16 protein-coding genes and 1 riboswitch are annotated in these 14,523 nt (G+C 40.0%); of the genes, 5 read left to right on the top strand and 11 right to left on the bottom strand.

Annotated elements, in window-relative coordinates; genetic code table 11:
- Positions 1–57: 57 nt before the first annotated feature.
- Positions 58–957 carry a protease HtpX gene (gene htpX, locus C9414_RS09970; RefSeq protein ID WP_107163558.1) on the bottom strand — a complete coding sequence of 300 codons (900 nt, stop codon included), beginning with the start codon at positions 955–957 and terminating at the stop codon, positions 58–60.
- Positions 958–1,236: 279 nt separating this feature from the next.
- Between htpX and C9414_RS09965 the strand changes: the two genes are divergently transcribed.
- Together C9414_RS09965 and C9414_RS09960 are read left to right on the top strand one after the other, a co-directional pair.
- Positions 1,237–1,953, top strand: coding sequence for a DUF1836 domain-containing protein (locus tag C9414_RS09965; RefSeq protein WP_039178049.1), 717 nt, complete (start codon positions 1,237–1,239; stop codon positions 1,951–1,953).
- Positions 1,954–2,076: 123 nt separating this feature from the next.
- A complete protein-coding gene (locus C9414_RS09960; RefSeq protein ID WP_024424662.1) occupies positions 2,077–2,271 on the top strand; it encodes an alpha/beta-type small acid-soluble spore protein in 195 nt (64 codons plus the stop codon).
- Positions 2,272–2,310: 39 nt separating this feature from the next.
- Here the strand turns inward: C9414_RS09960 and C9414_RS09955 are convergent, their stop codons facing one another.
- The 4 genes from C9414_RS09955 to C9414_RS09940 all read right to left on the bottom strand — a co-directional run bounded on the left by C9414_RS09955 (position 2,311) and on the right by C9414_RS09940 (position 6,144).
- Positions 2,311–3,489: an anti-sigma factor domain-containing protein gene (locus C9414_RS09955; protein WP_107163557.1), complete on the bottom strand. Its 1,179-nt coding sequence runs from the start codon at positions 3,487–3,489 to the stop codon at positions 2,311–2,313.
- Complete coding sequence (gene sigI, locus C9414_RS09950; protein ID WP_039178045.1) at positions 3,486–4,241, bottom strand: RNA polymerase sigma factor SigI; 756 nt, start codon at positions 4,239–4,241, stop codon at positions 3,486–3,488. Before sigI ends, C9414_RS09955 begins: the two co-directional genes overlap by 4 nt.
- Before the next feature lie 215 nt (positions 4,242–4,456).
- Positions 4,457–5,248 carry a TerC family protein gene (locus C9414_RS09945; RefSeq protein ID WP_039178043.1) on the bottom strand — a complete coding sequence of 264 codons (792 nt, stop codon included), beginning with the start codon at positions 5,246–5,248 and terminating at the stop codon, positions 4,457–4,459.
- A 33-nt stretch (positions 5,249–5,281) separates the two neighbouring features.
- A riboswitch (yybP-ykoY riboswitch) is annotated at positions 5,282–5,452 on the bottom strand.
- A gap of 77 nt (positions 5,453–5,529) precedes the next feature.
- A complete protein-coding gene (locus tag C9414_RS09940) occupies positions 5,530–6,144 on the bottom strand; it encodes a DedA family protein (protein ID WP_039178042.1) in 615 nt (204 codons plus the stop codon).
- 246 nt (positions 6,145–6,390) lie between these two features.
- Between C9414_RS09940 and C9414_RS09935 the strand changes: the two genes are divergently transcribed.
- Positions 6,391–8,811 (top strand): bifunctional diguanylate cyclase/phosphodiesterase, encoded by a 2,421-nt coding sequence (locus tag C9414_RS09935; protein ID WP_047202742.1) that lies wholly within the window; start codon positions 6,391–6,393, stop codon positions 8,809–8,811.
- 234 nt (positions 8,812–9,045) lie between these two features.
- Here C9414_RS09935 and C9414_RS09925 read toward each other — a convergent pair whose 3' ends face one another.
- From C9414_RS09925 to C9414_RS20190, 3 genes are all read right to left on the bottom strand, one after another.
- Complete coding sequence (locus C9414_RS09925; protein WP_095408317.1) at positions 9,046–9,510, bottom strand: MarR family winged helix-turn-helix transcriptional regulator; 465 nt, start codon at positions 9,508–9,510, stop codon at positions 9,046–9,048.
- Positions 9,511–9,865: 355 nt separating this feature from the next.
- Positions 9,866–10,030: a hypothetical protein gene (locus C9414_RS09920; RefSeq protein WP_024426818.1), complete on the bottom strand. Its 165-nt coding sequence runs from the start codon at positions 10,028–10,030 to the stop codon at positions 9,866–9,868.
- Positions 10,031–10,068: 38 nt separating this feature from the next.
- Positions 10,069–10,224 (bottom strand): hypothetical protein, encoded by a 156-nt coding sequence (locus tag C9414_RS20190; RefSeq protein ID WP_099663201.1) that lies wholly within the window; start codon positions 10,222–10,224, stop codon positions 10,069–10,071.
- A gap of 192 nt (positions 10,225–10,416) precedes the next feature.
- Between C9414_RS20190 and C9414_RS09915 the strand changes: the two genes are divergently transcribed.
- Positions 10,417–10,746, top strand: coding sequence for a MerR family transcriptional regulator (locus C9414_RS09915; RefSeq protein ID WP_024424656.1), 330 nt, complete (start codon positions 10,417–10,419; stop codon positions 10,744–10,746).
- A 127-nt stretch (positions 10,747–10,873) separates the two neighbouring features.
- Here C9414_RS09915 and C9414_RS09910 read toward each other — a convergent pair whose 3' ends face one another.
- Entirely contained in the window at positions 10,874–11,245 is a 372-nt protein-coding gene (locus C9414_RS09910; protein WP_082672266.1) for a cupin domain-containing protein, read from the bottom strand.
- A 209-nt stretch (positions 11,246–11,454) separates the two neighbouring features.
- Here C9414_RS09910 and C9414_RS09905 point away from each other — a divergent pair, with 209 nt between their 5' ends.
- Positions 11,455–12,318: a LysR family transcriptional regulator gene (locus C9414_RS09905; RefSeq protein WP_107163556.1), complete on the top strand. Its 864-nt coding sequence runs from the start codon at positions 11,455–11,457 to the stop codon at positions 12,316–12,318.
- A gap of 65 nt (positions 12,319–12,383) precedes the next feature.
- Here the strand turns inward: C9414_RS09905 and C9414_RS09900 are convergent, their stop codons facing one another.
- Together C9414_RS09900 and mgtE are read right to left on the bottom strand one after the other, a co-directional pair.
- The gene (locus C9414_RS09900) at positions 12,384–12,782 is read right to left on the bottom strand and encodes a hypothetical protein (protein ID WP_047202740.1); all 399 of its coding nucleotides are present in this window, start codon (positions 12,780–12,782) and stop codon (positions 12,384–12,386) included.
- A gap of 290 nt (positions 12,783–13,072) precedes the next feature.
- On the bottom strand, positions 13,073–14,431 hold the full coding sequence (mgtE, locus tag C9414_RS09895) for a magnesium transporter (protein ID WP_039178033.1): 1,359 nt from the start codon (positions 14,429–14,431) through the stop codon (positions 13,073–13,075).
- Positions 14,432–14,523 lie beyond the last annotated feature (92 nt).

The raw sequence follows: 14,523 nt of genomic DNA, 5'->3' as shown, positions 1-14,523 counted from the left end.
TTTCTTTTTCATCAAAAAGAAAAAGACATCCTGTAAAAGAATGTCTTTTCGTCCTTCTTATTTTGCTTCTAGTCTTCTGATTCTTTCGTTTAAATCAGGGTGTGTTGAGAAAAGAGAAGCTTTTCGTTTACCGCTGATTTTTAGCGTAGCGACTGCTGTTTGGTCATCATCTTTGATTCTTGACGTGTACGCCTCAAGTGAACGAAGCGCATGAATCATTTTATCTTTACCTGCAAGGTCGGCTCCGCCGCGGTCTGCATGGAATTCACGGTGTCTAGAATATGCAAACACGACAAGGCTTCCTAGGACAGAGAAAATGATTTGAAAAACAATCACAGCGATAAAGTGAACAATCGGCACAAGCTCTTCACGTGAAACAAAACGGCTTGCGATCCATGCCGCAATTCTTGAAAGGAAGACAACGAACGTGTTGACGATTCCTTGAAGCAGCGTCATTGTCACCATGTCACCATTTGCAACGTGAGCGACTTCGTGGGCGATTACACCTTCAACTGCTGCATCATCCATTTCATGAAGCAATCCAGTTGATACCGCAACAAGTGATCTTCTCTTAGAAGGACCTGTTGCAAATGCATTTACTTCAGATGATTGATAAATACCAACCTCAGGCATTTTAGAAAGGCCTGCTGCTCTTGAAAGTCTGTGCACGCGGTCAACAAGCTGCTGCTCATCATATGTTAATGAATCCTTTTCTGGATTTAACACACGTACACCCATCATCATTTTTGCCATCCAACGAGACATTGCAAGTGACATAAACGAGCCAACAAAACCAACAACTGCACTGAATACAAGAAGATAAAGGATATTAAGTCTTCCGCCTGCTCCTATATAAGAACCAACACCAGTTGCTGCACTAATAACCGACAGTACAATACCAATCGTAGTGATAACAAGAATGTTCGTTAATATAAACAGAAATATTCTCTTACCCATACATAACCTCCGCTGTCATATTAAGTTCAAATGAACTTATTAATAAAATTATAAAAATAAACGTCTCAAATTGCAAGGAAAAAGGAATCAACTTCTCTGTTTATCATAACGGCTAAAGCCCCGTCACATCAATATTTACGACATTTGCTCCAGCTTAAAAGTGAACAAATTGTGACGCGCCGGCATTGATTTTGAGTTTATTTTGCATTTTCATCAAAAAGAGACTATGATGTTGAATTAGATCAATAATCACGTTTTGACGTACAAATGAGGTGGAACATGGTTACTTTTAAATTAACGAGAATTGACATGACAAGACTTCTGTATTCTCTAAAAGGAGAGGGAGATCTGACTCCGCTTCAGCTTTTGAAACTATCTGTAAAAAATGGCAAGGATCATGACTATGATGAATTAAAGATCCCGTCTTTTTTTGAGAAGCTTGAACGGCGGAAGCAAAAATCAGAGCATGGTCTGTCTACAAATGAAATTGTTGAGCTTGGCAACTTGTGTGAGCTGACTTCTCTTAAATCGACGGCGATTCAAAATTGGATCAAACGTGATATTAAAGATATGATTGGCCATCCAGAGCTTGGCAAAAAATACTCTATTGATCAGGTCGTTATTTTATTAATTGTCAGGGATTTAAAATCAGTTTTTGACTTCGATACCATTCGTGTGATCTTATCTGCCTTATTTAACACCATCACAGATCGAACAGATGATATTATTAGTCCAATCCGTTTTTATGAAGCATATGCGCACGTCCTTGATTTTATTTATCACCATACACAATTTCCATTAAAGGAAACAAATTTACGAGAAATAACCGAGGAGCAGACAGACAAGCTCCATGACGAGTTTACAGAATTGACGAAGAGCCAATGGCATTTGATTAAAGGCATTATCAGTTCTACCGTCTTCTCTGTCTTTACTTCTCATTTGCAAAGCACAGCTCAAGAAATGATGTATAATACGCTGCAGCTGAATAAGGGATAAATAAGAACCGAGGTGACTTCCATCACCTCGGCTTTTTTGTACAGCAATTGCCAGCATAATTGCACGCCGTTTTTTTCAAAATAAGAAGGCGCAACAAACATGAGGTGAAAGGAGGAATATGACATGGCAAATCGAAATCAACTTCTTGTTCCTGGAGTAGAACAAGCTTTAGATCAATTTAAATACGAGATCGCGCAAGAATTTGGCGTCACTCTCGGTTCAGATACAGTCTCACGTGCTAACGGTTCTGTTGGTGGTGAAATCACAAAAAGACTCGTTCAACAAGCTCAATCACAAATGGGCAATCAATCTAAATAAAGACATGGTGAAATACGCCGGAGCTATTCTGGCGTTTTTTTATTGTTCATATGTGTGCTCATGCCGGTTCTCGCGATAAGGAAACGGTGCACCTTTCCCTTTTTGCTTTGCATGTTCTCTTTTTTGTTCAGCGGAAGGATTGTTCAGATCCCTGCCGTTTTTTTTTGCGTGTTTTTCCGCATCACCACGTGATGGTCCGTTCCAGTGTCTTCTTTCATCACGATCAGTTGAGTGATTTTTTTTTTGCTCTTTATCGAAAGAAGGAACCTTTTCTTCCTTTATTTTGTTGTCTTTGCTTTCATCCTCAGGTTTTTGAGGCTTTTGAACAGATCCTTGCTCTTCCCTCTCTGCTTCCTTCTGCTCTTTGTCCTCAGCTTCTGGAGCCTCTTGATCTGGCTGCATCTCTTTGCTATCGTCTGTTTTTACGTCTTCTTGTTTGTCTTTATCTGCTTGTTCTTCATCATGTTTCTTAGGATCTTCTTCCTTCACAGCATCGTTCTCTGCTGCGTCTTCATCCTTTTTGATATCTTCATGTTCTTTGTCTTGCATTTCTTGATTTCTAATATATGTTCCTGTTGAAATGCCTGCCTTTTGAGCTTTTTCTCTTGTTTCCAGGTCACTTTCCACAGCTTCCAGCTTATAATTGCGTTTTTGATATTCACCAGAAATGGTATTAATTTTGCTTTTTACGTTTGTTTTATATGTATTGTCCTGCTTGTTTTCATAAACGGTTGAAATATAAATACTTTTAGAGTCGTTCACATATCCTTTTTTGTCACAGTCATCTATAATTTCCTGCACGACTTTGGTCATGTCGTTTTTTTCTAAATCCTTCATACTCGCCAGTACTTGCTTCGCATCTTTATTCAGCGGTGTGACACCGATCACTTGATAATTGTGATCAAGCTTCAGCTCAAAGCTTGGGTTAATGTCAATTGTCATATACGCATATGCTTTTTGACTTGAGAAAGATGGCATCATAGTAAAAATTACGACAATAATCGCTGCTATTGATAGAATTCCTGCATTTAACGGACGTAAACGAAGCAGGTCAAAAAAACCGGCTCTTTTTCTTTCAAGACGTGATTCATTTGGAAATGTCACTTCTTGGCCGATTTCATAGTTTTGCTCTTCATATTTTGTCCGCAGAAATTGTCCATCAGGGGTCAGCAGCGTGACATATTTTTTGTTTTTCTCTACTATAATGCCTCTTCTCATGAATTAAGCACCCCTTTAAGGTAATCTTTCAAATACACATAATCACCTGTCATAATGATCGCCATCGCAATGATATATTTTCTATTTCTCTCAATCGTTTTGCGGCTGACTTCCACTAGCTTTTCCAGCTGCTTGACCGGCAATTGTTTTTTCTGAAATAAAATCGTTCTCAGCTCATCGTGTTCAACGAGTGTATGGGCTACTTTAATGGCATTTTGCCTGGCATCTGCATGCTTTGGTGAATGCTCAAGCAGCTCTTGAAACGTGAGACCGTATACTTTCAGTCGTTCTTTAAAATGTTCAATCTCTTCTCTTCTATGTTCTTGTTCAATTAAACGCCTATATTCATTTGCCGAGAGCTCTGCTTCAATCATGCTTTGAGAGTATTCGCCATTCTCACTTTCTTGCAGGTCCATTTGAACCGTTGGCGCATTCCTTGCTTCTTTTCGAATATAGTCAATCACTTTTCTTTTAATAATTAATTCTGCGAAAGCAAGCAGTGAGTTTCCTTTTTCGGCAGAGTATTTTTCTATCGCTTCATTAAAGGCAATTAAGCCTATGCTAAATTCATCATCTTTTTCATCTATATATCGTTTACAAACGGATGAAACCGTCTTAGCGACAAATGGTTTGTATTGCTCTATTAATGCATTTTGCAGTTCGCTATCACCTTGTTGAATACTGATAGCCGACTGCTCTAATGTTTGCTTTTTCTTTCCTTTTTTAAACAAAAGGCTAAGCAATGGTTTCACCTCAGTTCTCCCTATATTACTCATTTATGATAGCTAATTTATGAGGGAAGCGCAAAGGAAGAAATGAGGAATTCATTTCCTGTTACTCAATTATGACATGTATGTCATCATCTACTTTACAATGTTTCGTCTAAAAGCAAAGAAATAAGGGGGTAACTCCCCCTTATTTGTAATATACGTGTTATGAAAATGAAATGATATTTCTTTCAAAAAACCTACTCTCCCAGTCGTGCCTCTTGTTTCTCCTCGTTTTCCTGCCCGCCTTTTCTTGATGGATTTGATAAAAACCAGCCAAATGCTGCAATTGCGAGAAGCACTGTCCAGAAAATCACTTTCCATAATGCTGAATGGATAAAATGAGACGATACGACCCCAATGGCTGGATGTGACAGTGTATAAAGCGTGAGCTTCACACCCACCCATCCGACAATGACAAATGCTGCTGTTTCTAGGCTCGGTCTTGTTTTGAGCAGTTTCACAAAGACCGTTGCTGCAAATCGCATAATGACAAGACCAATAATACCGCCTAAAAGAATGACAATAAATTGACCGCCATCGAGTCCACCGATTTGCGGAAGACTTGTTTTCGGCAGTGTCACAGCTAAAGCGACGGCTGCTAAAATAGAATCAACAGCAAAAGCAATGTCGGCAAGCTCTACTTTCACGACTGTTGCCCAGAAACCGCTTTGTTTCATATTTGTTTCAGTTTCCTTTTTCTTAAATACGTGCGATTTTAAAATATGGTGAATGGAAATATAAAGAAGATAAATTGCGCCAATGGCTTGAACTTGCCACACATCCACTAAAAACGAAATAAGAAACAGAGAACCAAACCGCATGACAAACGCACCTGCAAGTCCGTAAAACAGTGCCTTTTTTCTTTGTTTTTCAGGAAGGTGTTTGACCATCACGGCCATGACCAGCGCGTTATCAGCTGCTAAAATCCCTTCTAATCCAATCAGTACGAGTAGAACCCACCCGTACTCTAAAATAATGGCTGCATCCATCATCATTCCTCCTTGTTTTTTTATCTATTGTCCCACAACAGACAAAGGCTTATGAATGCAAAAAAGACCTTTGCCTGTAATGGCAAAGGTCTTGCTAGACATGTGATATGTAGAATCATGCCAACAAAGCCGATGAACATCAGTCCATGTAATGACGACTTTGTTTCCGGTAAAAACCGGACGCTACTCCCCTTTGGCGGGATTTAGAATATTTAGATTACTTATATCTTAATCAATAGACACTGGATTGTCAACAGGTGAAATTCACTTCGATCCATTGATTAGGCAGTTGGCGTTTCTGTTTTTCTTTTTCTTCGTTTTAGCAATAAGTAGAGAACAAACAATAACACCACACCGATCCCAATTGGTAAAAGATATGGATCTAAGATGGCGCCAACCTCTTTCCAGTTCTCTCCGAGCATAAATCCAAGATACACATACACAAATGTAATTGGTGTAATTGCCAAAAACGTATACAGGCAAAAGACCCACACATTCATCTTGGCAATGCCACACGGGATGGAGATAAGTGTTCTGACCCCTGGTATGAACCGGCCGCTGAATGCGACGAATCCACCATGCTTTTCAAAGAAAGCATCCGATTTATCAAGCGACTCAGGTTTTATAAAAAAGTACTTTCCATATTTATTTAAAAAGGGTCTGCCGCCGTAACGTCCTAACCAGTACAAGGTCAAAGGACCAGCCACGCCGCCAATGGAGCCGGCCGCCACAACACCGATAAAAGCCATGTCCCCTTCTGAGACCCAGTAACCCGCAAGAGGCAAAACCACTTCAGCAGGTACAAATTCAATGCATAATGCGAGGAAGATGCCAAAGTATGACAAGTTCTTAAAGGCATCAGCTAAAGAAATAATAAAATCTTCGATGTTTATCAATCCCTTTCAAACATAATCATTTGACTGATTCTATCTCTTTTAGAATCACACCATATATTAAACGAATAAAACCAAAGAAACGATTCGCTTTTCGTCGTTTTTTTACATTAAATTTGATTTTACTATAAAAAAAGGGTGAAAAAAACGTTGATTATTGTATTTAAGTGAAGGAAAGGTGAACACAGAAGCCATTCGATCCGATATATTAAGTATATGTCTGTTTTAAAGTACTGGAGGTTTTCTTACATGACCCATTTAACAGGAAGCTACAATGGATGGCTTGTCTTTCTGTCAATCGCTGTCGCCGCTGTTGCCTCCTACTCAGCTCTTCATATAGCCAGCAGGGTAGCACAATCAAGCGGTGCAAAGAAAAAGGTATGGCTTCTCATTGGTGCAATGATCATGGGAATGGGGATATGGTCGATGCATTTTATTGGCATGATGGCATTTCAAATGCGTGTTGGCATCACATATGATACATACTTACTGATTTTATCGATTTTGGCCTCATTTATCGGATCCTTGATCGCTTTTTCAATATGCATTCAAAAGCAGCTCTCTAGAAGACGGCTGCTCATTAGTTCAATCACCATGGGTTCAGCTATTTGTAGCATGCATTATCTTGGAATGGAATCAATGGCCAATGTCTCAATCAGCTATGATCCAGTCCTCTTTTTTCTTTCGTTTTTCATTGCTGCCATTACCTCCTACTTCTCATTGAAGCTCTTCTTTCGTGTTGACCGCACTAAAAGTAAACGGGAGAATTATCTTTTAAAGGGTCTTGGTTCAATGTTGATGGGCGGTGCTATAGCAGGTATGCATTATACTGGTATGGCTGCCTCTACCATGTTTTATCATACAAATGGACAGGCCGCTGATGGTGGTTTTTTTGAAATGTCGCCATTCAGTCTGTCGCTTTTCATCGGATTGATGACACTGATTGTCCAAACGCTGATGATCTTTGGTGCCTATATCGATCACCGGATCATGACACAGTCAGATCAGCTGAAGGAAAATGAACAGCGGTTTCAATCGCTGATCAAGCATAATATAGACGGTATTATCGTGTTATCTGTCCATCGAAAGGTGCTTTCTGCAAATGACTCAGGTAAACAAATCTTAGAGTTGTGCAATTCTAAGATTGGTGATGATGTCAGCCAATATGTGATGCCTACTGAATTGTGGGAAGAATTTATTTCTCAGTCAAAAAAAGCCATTACACGCGAAGCAGAACTGAAAGCAGCAGATCGTTTTTATTATTATCATGTCACTTACATACCTGTCCATGTAAACAATTCACTCGACAGCATTTATCTTGTTTTAAAAGATTTAACGCAGCAGCGGATAGCAGAAAAAGAAATTCATGTGATGGCACATTATGATGCATTAACAGAGCTTCCTAACCGCCGCCACGGCATTAATCATTTAAATGATGTTCTCTCCGCTCAAGAAAAGTCAAAAACATCAACAGCGGTTCTGTTTCTTGACTTAAATCGTTTTAAAATTATTAATGATGCACTTGGGCATAACATCGGAGACTTACTGCTGAAAGCTGCCGCAAATAGACTGACGCAATGTTTACCGGACAATGGCTTTATCGCAAGACTTGGCGGCGATGAATTTTTAATGATCTTTCCTCACATGGATCATGATACATATAAAGTCGAACAATTTTCTAAAAATATCATCCATCAATTTGAACGTCCTTTTTTCATCCAGAACCATCAACTCATTACATCGATCAGCATTGGGATCGCTATCTCTCCGCAAAATGGCAAAGACGGAATGGAGCTGATGAGAAAAGCCGATATGGCCATGTATTTATCCAAAAAACATAAGCAAAGCCGTTATGAGTTCTTTACCGAATCCATGGAAAGATTGAGTGAGGACAGGTTAAACCGAGAGCTAGAGCTGAGGGATGCCATTCAAAGAGAACAATTTGTCCTTCACTACCAGCCGCAAGTCAGTGCCAAAACAAGAAAGATGACTGGGGTTGAAGCCCTTTTAAGAATGAAGGCACCAGATGGTTCCTTAAAGTCACCTGAGGCTTTTATTGAGCTGGCAGAGGAATCAGGACTGATCATCGATATTGGCAGATGGGTCATTGACACGGCTGGTAAGCAGGCAAAAAGGTGGTATGACGATGGGCTAAAGATCCCTGTGGCTGTGAATTTATCTGCGAAACAATTCAATTCTGAAGACTTAATTGATTTGATCAAGCTGACACTGAAAAAATACGACCTGAAACCGTCCCTCTTGGAGCTTGAAGTCACAGAAAGTATGACAATGGACAATATCAAGCAATCAAAACAAGTGCTAACATCGCTAAAACAACTTGGCGTCCGCATTAGTATTGATGATTTCGGTACAGGCCACAGCTCATTAAGCTATTTAAAGGATTTACCTATTCATCGACTGAAAATTGATAAATCCTTTATTGAGGATATTTTAAGTGATTCAAAGTCAGAACAGATTACAGGGGCTATTATAGCGATGGGACACCAATTATCTCTCGAAGTGATAGCAGAAGGTGTTGAAACATTTGCACAGGCCCAGCTATTATCTGCCCAGGGCTGTGACGACCTGCAAGGGTTCTATTATGCCAAGCCGCTGCCAGCAAGCGATATTGAAAAATTCATCGCCTATCCGGCGCATCTTGATACATAAAAAAGGTACCAATCATGGCACCTTCCAGCGTGCAGACAAACCCTCGCATTCGGTGTCAGTCCTGCGTGCCGGTGTTCACGAATGCTCAATTCGCTCCGCTCCGGTACTCGTCCTTCCTAGACTTCAAAGGTTTTCTGTCACGCTGAGCTAAGAAGAAGACAAAGGGCTAAAATAAAGATCACTTTAGCCCTTTATCAACAATCGAAAAGGTGCCAATCATGGCACCTTTTCGTTTTATCTAAATAATAAATGCTGACTGTGAATACCTGCTTTTTTCAATAGACTAATCAATTGCTCTTGTTCTTCACGCGTCAGACCAGAGAATGCACGCGCAATCCGAAGAGAGTGGATCGGATAAATCTTGTCAAGATAACTTCGCCCTTTATCCGTTAAATGGGCATAAACCGAACGTTTATCCTTAGGGTCCTGTTCTCTTTCAATGAAACCATTTCGTTCTAATTTGTCAATTACGTACGTCACATTCCCGCTGACAAGCAGGAGTCTTGAGCCGATTTGCTGAAGCTTTTGAGCACCTCTCGTGTACAGTAATTCAAGTACGGCAAATTCAGTTGGATTAAACCCATGCTCTTTGCTGTCTCTAATACTGTGTTCTGAAACGCTTTTAAATGCTCTTGCAAAAACCTTGTAAAGCGTCATTGAGCGTTCTACTTCTTCTTCATTAAACGATAGTCTCATCACATATCTACCTCTTATAATATTTTTTTAACTTCAAGGCTGTCTTGCGGTGCAGTTGGAGCCTTTCGTAAAAAATAGAAGTACGTTTTTGAAAACCCTTTCAACCACATAAGTGACTCCATTCGTGTTATGTATAAGTTTTCGATATAAACTTTTAAAATCCTTCTTATTTTTCACAATCATCTCGAAAAAAAGCTTTTTCAGCAAACCATCAAGATGCGACACACTTTAACATAATCTGTAAAGAATCTATGGTTTCTTGCACTTCATTCGCCAAATTTCTACAAAATTCAATATTGCTATAATATTAAACAAAAAAAGAACCCTTTATGTGACATACGCACATTTCAAGGGATTTTTACAAACAGCGCTCTGTTTTGTTGAAAAAGAAATGATACTCTTTTTTTAAGTCACTAATTGTCATGTTCTTGGCCGCATCAGGGCTGTAAACCCCCAATGAACATAGCTGCTTCGTATAATAATGTCTTTCTTTTGCTAAAGCTTCTTTTAATATACGCCGCACCGATTATCCCCTCCTATCAAGTGATTTGGATCGGGTGCTTATGAAGACCTCTTATACAAATCATTTTGCATGGCTCTTAGAAGCGCATGTGCATTCTGACCCGCAGCCTGCATGAATTGCTCGAGCAATTCATCCCTCTTCACATCTAATGCGATGATTTCTTTTGCCATACGAATGATCTGTGCTTGCTCCATTATATGCTCCTCCTCCTATGTCAACTCACCATGATTATATGCCGACGTAAGATGCATTGCACATTACCTGTTATCTTTCCTTCCATAGTTTTTTCATTTTTTTCGTTTTTGTGTTATATTTTCTAACAAACGATAGGTTTTTTTACTTCTCGTTCTATATAATATGAAGAAAAGACTTGCAGGGGTGAGTATATGACGCAGGAAGATGTATCTTATAAAGATAAAAAAGTCATTTCAATCGGGATTGTCAGTGAGTTAACAGGGCTTTCCGTCAGGCAAATCCGATATTATGAGGAACGTAAACTCATTTACCCCCAGCGCTCAACAAGAGGCACACGGAAATATTCTTTTGCAGATGTTGAACGTTTAATGGACATCGCCAATAAACGGGAAGACGGTGTGCAGACAGCTGAAATTTTAAAAGACATGAAGAAAAAAGAACAAGCGCTAAAAAGCGGACAATTTAAGAAAAAAATGCTTGAAGGCCAGATTAATGCACACTTTCGGTATAAAAATCGTTAAACAAAAAAGAATCGCTTACTCTTTAAAATCAAAGCTTTGTTCGTATTGATTGTTGCAATTGCTGAATGAAAAAGAGACAGCGATTGCTGCCTCTTTTTTAACTAACGCGCCTGTTAAGTGCAACGAGTTAGTGTTCATCGATTCGTTCAGGAATCGAAACGGTTCGTTCATTGACCACATTCCCAGTGTTTAGAGTCGTTTTAGGTTCAATTAATAGCAAATGAACTTCTTCTTCAGCAATTGGCTGATGTTCAATTCCTTTAGGAATCACAATAAACTCCCCTTCATTAAGAGCTATTTCTTTATCCCTGAAACGGATGACCAGCTTCCCTTTACATACAAAAAACATTTCATCCTCGTCATCATGGTGATGCCAAATGAATTCACCTTTAACTTTTACCATTTTAATGTATGAATCGTTCAATTCTCCGCTTATTCTAGGATTCCAATAATCATTTATTTGCAAAAATTTCTCTTGGATATTCGTCTTAGAAATCAATAGATTCCCTCCTCATTCATTGGAAACGTCTGTTTATCTTTTTCCAGATAAAATTCCCTACCTCACCATCCTCCTCATGATCAAATACCAAGGGACACAATTAGCATCAACCTCTTATATCATTAAGTTTACTTATTCCGTTGGATCACGTAAAATCAAAAAATAACGTATAGTTAATCACAATTTGTGATGCAAAAAGGAGAGTTATTTTGGATATTAAATCTTTGGAAGTTTTTAAAGCCGTTGCAATTGAACAAAGCATCACAAAAGCGGCACAGAAATTGAATTATGTGCAGTCCAATGTTACTGCACGAATCCAACGTCTTGAACAAGAATTAGGAGTTCCTCTTCTCTATCGATATCATAAGAAGATATCTTTAACACCTGCAGGACGCGAACTATTGCCCTATGTAAACAAATTACTCTACGATTTCGAAGAAGCGATAGAGGCAGTAAAGCTTTCCTCTACTCCGCGGGGAACTTTACACATTGGATCTATAGAGTCAACCGCTTCTACAAGATTGCCAAAAATTTTTGCCGAATATCATAAGAATTTTCCACAAGTAGAATTGAGTATGTATATGGCACCTACAGTAGATCAAGTTAACGCTATTCTCAACTACAAGGTAGACGGCGCATTGGTAGATGGGCCCATTCTTCATCCGGAAATTATGGAGTATCCTGTATTGGACGAATCCCTGGTCCTGATTACAAGCTACTCCTCGGAGAAATTCCAGGTAGAATCAATTTTACACGAACCATTGCTCTCGTCATTCGCTCATTGCATCTATTTAGGCCGTTGGCAGCAATGGCTAGAGAGCAGCGGTTATCCTCCTATGAAGGTAATGGAATATGGTACTTTAGAGGGCGTGCTTAAATGCGTTGAAAACGGACTGGGAGTTACCGTATTACCAAAATCTATGGTTGAATCCCGGGTGCAAGGCGGCTTTACCTGTCATCCATTACCGGAGCCACATAGAATAGTACCCACTGTGTTTATAAGGCGCCGCGATTCTTACATGACCAGTGCCCTCTCACACTTTATGGAGTTAATGGGTATAACTGATTTGTGATAAAAAAGAGGATAGGAGAGCTAATTTTTGTCGGCTCTTCTATCCTTTTAAATATACCTTGACTTTTATTTAGAGGATGCCTCAGACCCTTCAACAACCCCTACAAAGTCAATTAGCACACCGCCTCTTTCTGGATCTTCTTTCACCCGGAGGGCAAGTGCCTTTTTCTTCCCGGTTTTTGCATCTTCATAATTCGCATGGAACACATGAATGCTGGCTTCTTCCAATTGAAAGTCCTCATAAGAAAGTGTGTCTATGCCCCATTCTTTTTTCAATTTCAGAATGTCATTTGGGCTCGGGAACGCACCTTCGACGTAGACGTCTTCCATTTTTCTTTTATTTCCTTCAGTGATGGCTTCAAGCATATGCTCTGCAGCCACTAGCCTCCGATCTTTCCCCTCGTCTTCCCTTTGACATGCATTCAGCAAAAGCAAACACATCAAAATGAATAAAAACTTCTTCATGTTTCTCTCCCACCTTCTCCTTAAAATGTAAAGGATGGAAGCGCTATATGCAATCTTTATACAAAAAAAGACTGTAAAACGTCATGTTTTACAGTCTTAGATTGTGGACAAAGGATGGTCCTTTGTCTACCGTTCAGCGCGATCTGAAAACCTTTGAAGTCTAGGAAGGACGAGTACCGGAGCGGAGCGAATTGAACATTCGTGAGCACCGGCACGCAAGGACTGACACCGAATGCAAGGGTTTGTCAGCGCGCTGAGACTGTAAAACGTCATGTTTTACAGTCTTCTTGCTACATAAGTGTATGGAGGAATGCTGTCGCAATTCCAAAATAGATGAGCAGTGATAAAATATCATTCAATGTTGTAATGAGCGGCCCAGATGCAATAGCAGGGTCGACGTTTAATCTGTGTAAAATAATAGGCACGATCGTACCTGCCATCGTTCCAATAATCAGTGTGGCAAGTAGTGAGGACCCGACAACAAAACCTAAAATCATATTGCCCTGCCACACCATTGCGACGACTGTAATAATGATGGAACAGACAATCCCAATGTAAATACTGGTTCGGAGCTCTCTAAAAATCAGGCGCATAATGGTTTTTTTCGTTAATTCCTCTTTTGAAAGTCCTCTAATGACGACCGCTAGCGACTGTGTCCCTGTATTCCCTGTCATCCCAGCAATCATTGGCATGAAGAAGGCTAAGGCGACGACTTGCTGAAGGGTATCTTCAAAGTAATTTAAAATACTGCCTGAAATCAGCCCAATGAATAAAAGTAAAATGAGCCACGGGAGACGGCGGTATGCTGCAACAAAAGCGGGCGTGTCGAATGTAATATCTTTACCGGAGGCTGCGAACTTCTCATAGTCTTCTCCTGCCTCTTGGATGACGACATCAATGATATCATCGACTGTGACGATTCCGACCAGGACATTGTTCTCTTCCACAACAGGAATGGCAAGAAAATCATACCGTTCAATCAGCTTGGCGATTTCTTCCTGATCCTGAAAGGCTCCAACGGCAATGACTCTTGTAAACATAAGATCCTGCACTTTTTCATCTGGTTCACCTAAAATGAGATCGCGGTACGACAGAACCCCTACAAGCTGCTTTTGATCGTTAATAACATATAAATAGTTGATCGATTCTGCAATTTCAGCAAAGCTTTTCAGCTTCACAACTGCGTCCTGAACCGTATAGTGCTGAGGAATCCATACGTACCGGTTGGTCATGATCCGGCCTGCTGTCTCAGCTGGATAATTCATGAGAAGCTGGACGGCCTTTGATTCCTCTGCCTCCATGTTTGATAAAAGCTGATCTTTCAGCTCATCATCCATTTCATCAAACAAGTTGGCTAGGTCATCGTTATCCATTTTGTTTGTGACGAAGGTGGCTTTGTCTTTCCCTACTTTTTCAAGCACAATTTCTTGGTACTCGCGCTCAAGCTCACCCATCATTTCCGTCACATCATCGACTGTTAAAAAGCTGAGAAAGCGGCCGCGGTGTTTTTCTGGAAGTTCTTTAAATAAATAGGCCATGTCATATGGCTGAAGTTCTTCCATAATGTTTTTGAATTCTTTGCGTTTGCCATCTCTTAACAAAATAATGATTCTTAAAATGAGTTCATCGTACGTAATGTTCTGTATCATCGCTGTTACCTCCCCAAAGTCAGGAGATACCCGAATCCCTTAGAATGTGCGGGGGGTCAGGATCTCCTCTGTCTGATGCGTCAATCTGATCT

Source organism: Bacillus sp. Nf3, assembly GCF_003028545.1.
GTDB lineage: Bacteria > Bacillota > Bacilli > Bacillales > Bacillaceae > Bacillus > Bacillus safensis.
The sequence above is the reverse complement of the archived record's forward strand: the minus strand, read 5'-3'. Positions and strand labels throughout refer to the sequence as shown.

Bases quoted from the DNA above. Each gene is read 5' to 3' on its own strand.
- C9414_RS20190 (WP_099663201.1), bottom strand. From the start codon at position 10,224: ATGGAGCAAGCACAGATCATTCGTATGGCAAAAGAAATCATCGCATTA.
- C9414_RS09900 (WP_047202740.1), bottom strand. From the start codon at position 12,782: ATGAAGAAGTTTTTATTCATTTTGATGTGTTTGCTTTTGCTGAATGCA.
- mgtE (WP_039178033.1), bottom strand. From the start codon at position 14,431: ATGATACAGAACATTACGTACGATGAACTCATTTTAAGAATCATTATT.
- C9414_RS09945 (WP_039178043.1), bottom strand. From the start codon at position 5,248: ATGGATGCAGCCATTATTTTAGAGTACGGGTGGGTTCTACTCGTACTG.
- C9414_RS09955 (WP_107163557.1), bottom strand. From the start codon at position 3,489: ATGAGAAGAGGCATTATAGTAGAGAAAAACAAAAAATATGTCACGCTG.
- htpX (WP_107163558.1), bottom strand. From the start codon at position 957: ATGGGTAAGAGAATATTTCTGTTTATATTAACGAACATTCTTGTTATC.
- C9414_RS09915 (WP_024424656.1), top strand. From the start codon at position 10,417: ATGACGCAGGAAGATGTATCTTATAAAGATAAAAAAGTCATTTCAATC.
- C9414_RS09960 (WP_024424662.1), top strand. From the start codon at position 2,077: ATGGCAAATCGAAATCAACTTCTTGTTCCTGGAGTAGAACAAGCTTTA.
- C9414_RS09935 (WP_047202742.1), top strand. From the start codon at position 6,391: ATGACCCATTTAACAGGAAGCTACAATGGATGGCTTGTCTTTCTGTCA.
- C9414_RS09965 (WP_039178049.1), top strand. From the start codon at position 1,237: ATGGTTACTTTTAAATTAACGAGAATTGACATGACAAGACTTCTGTAT.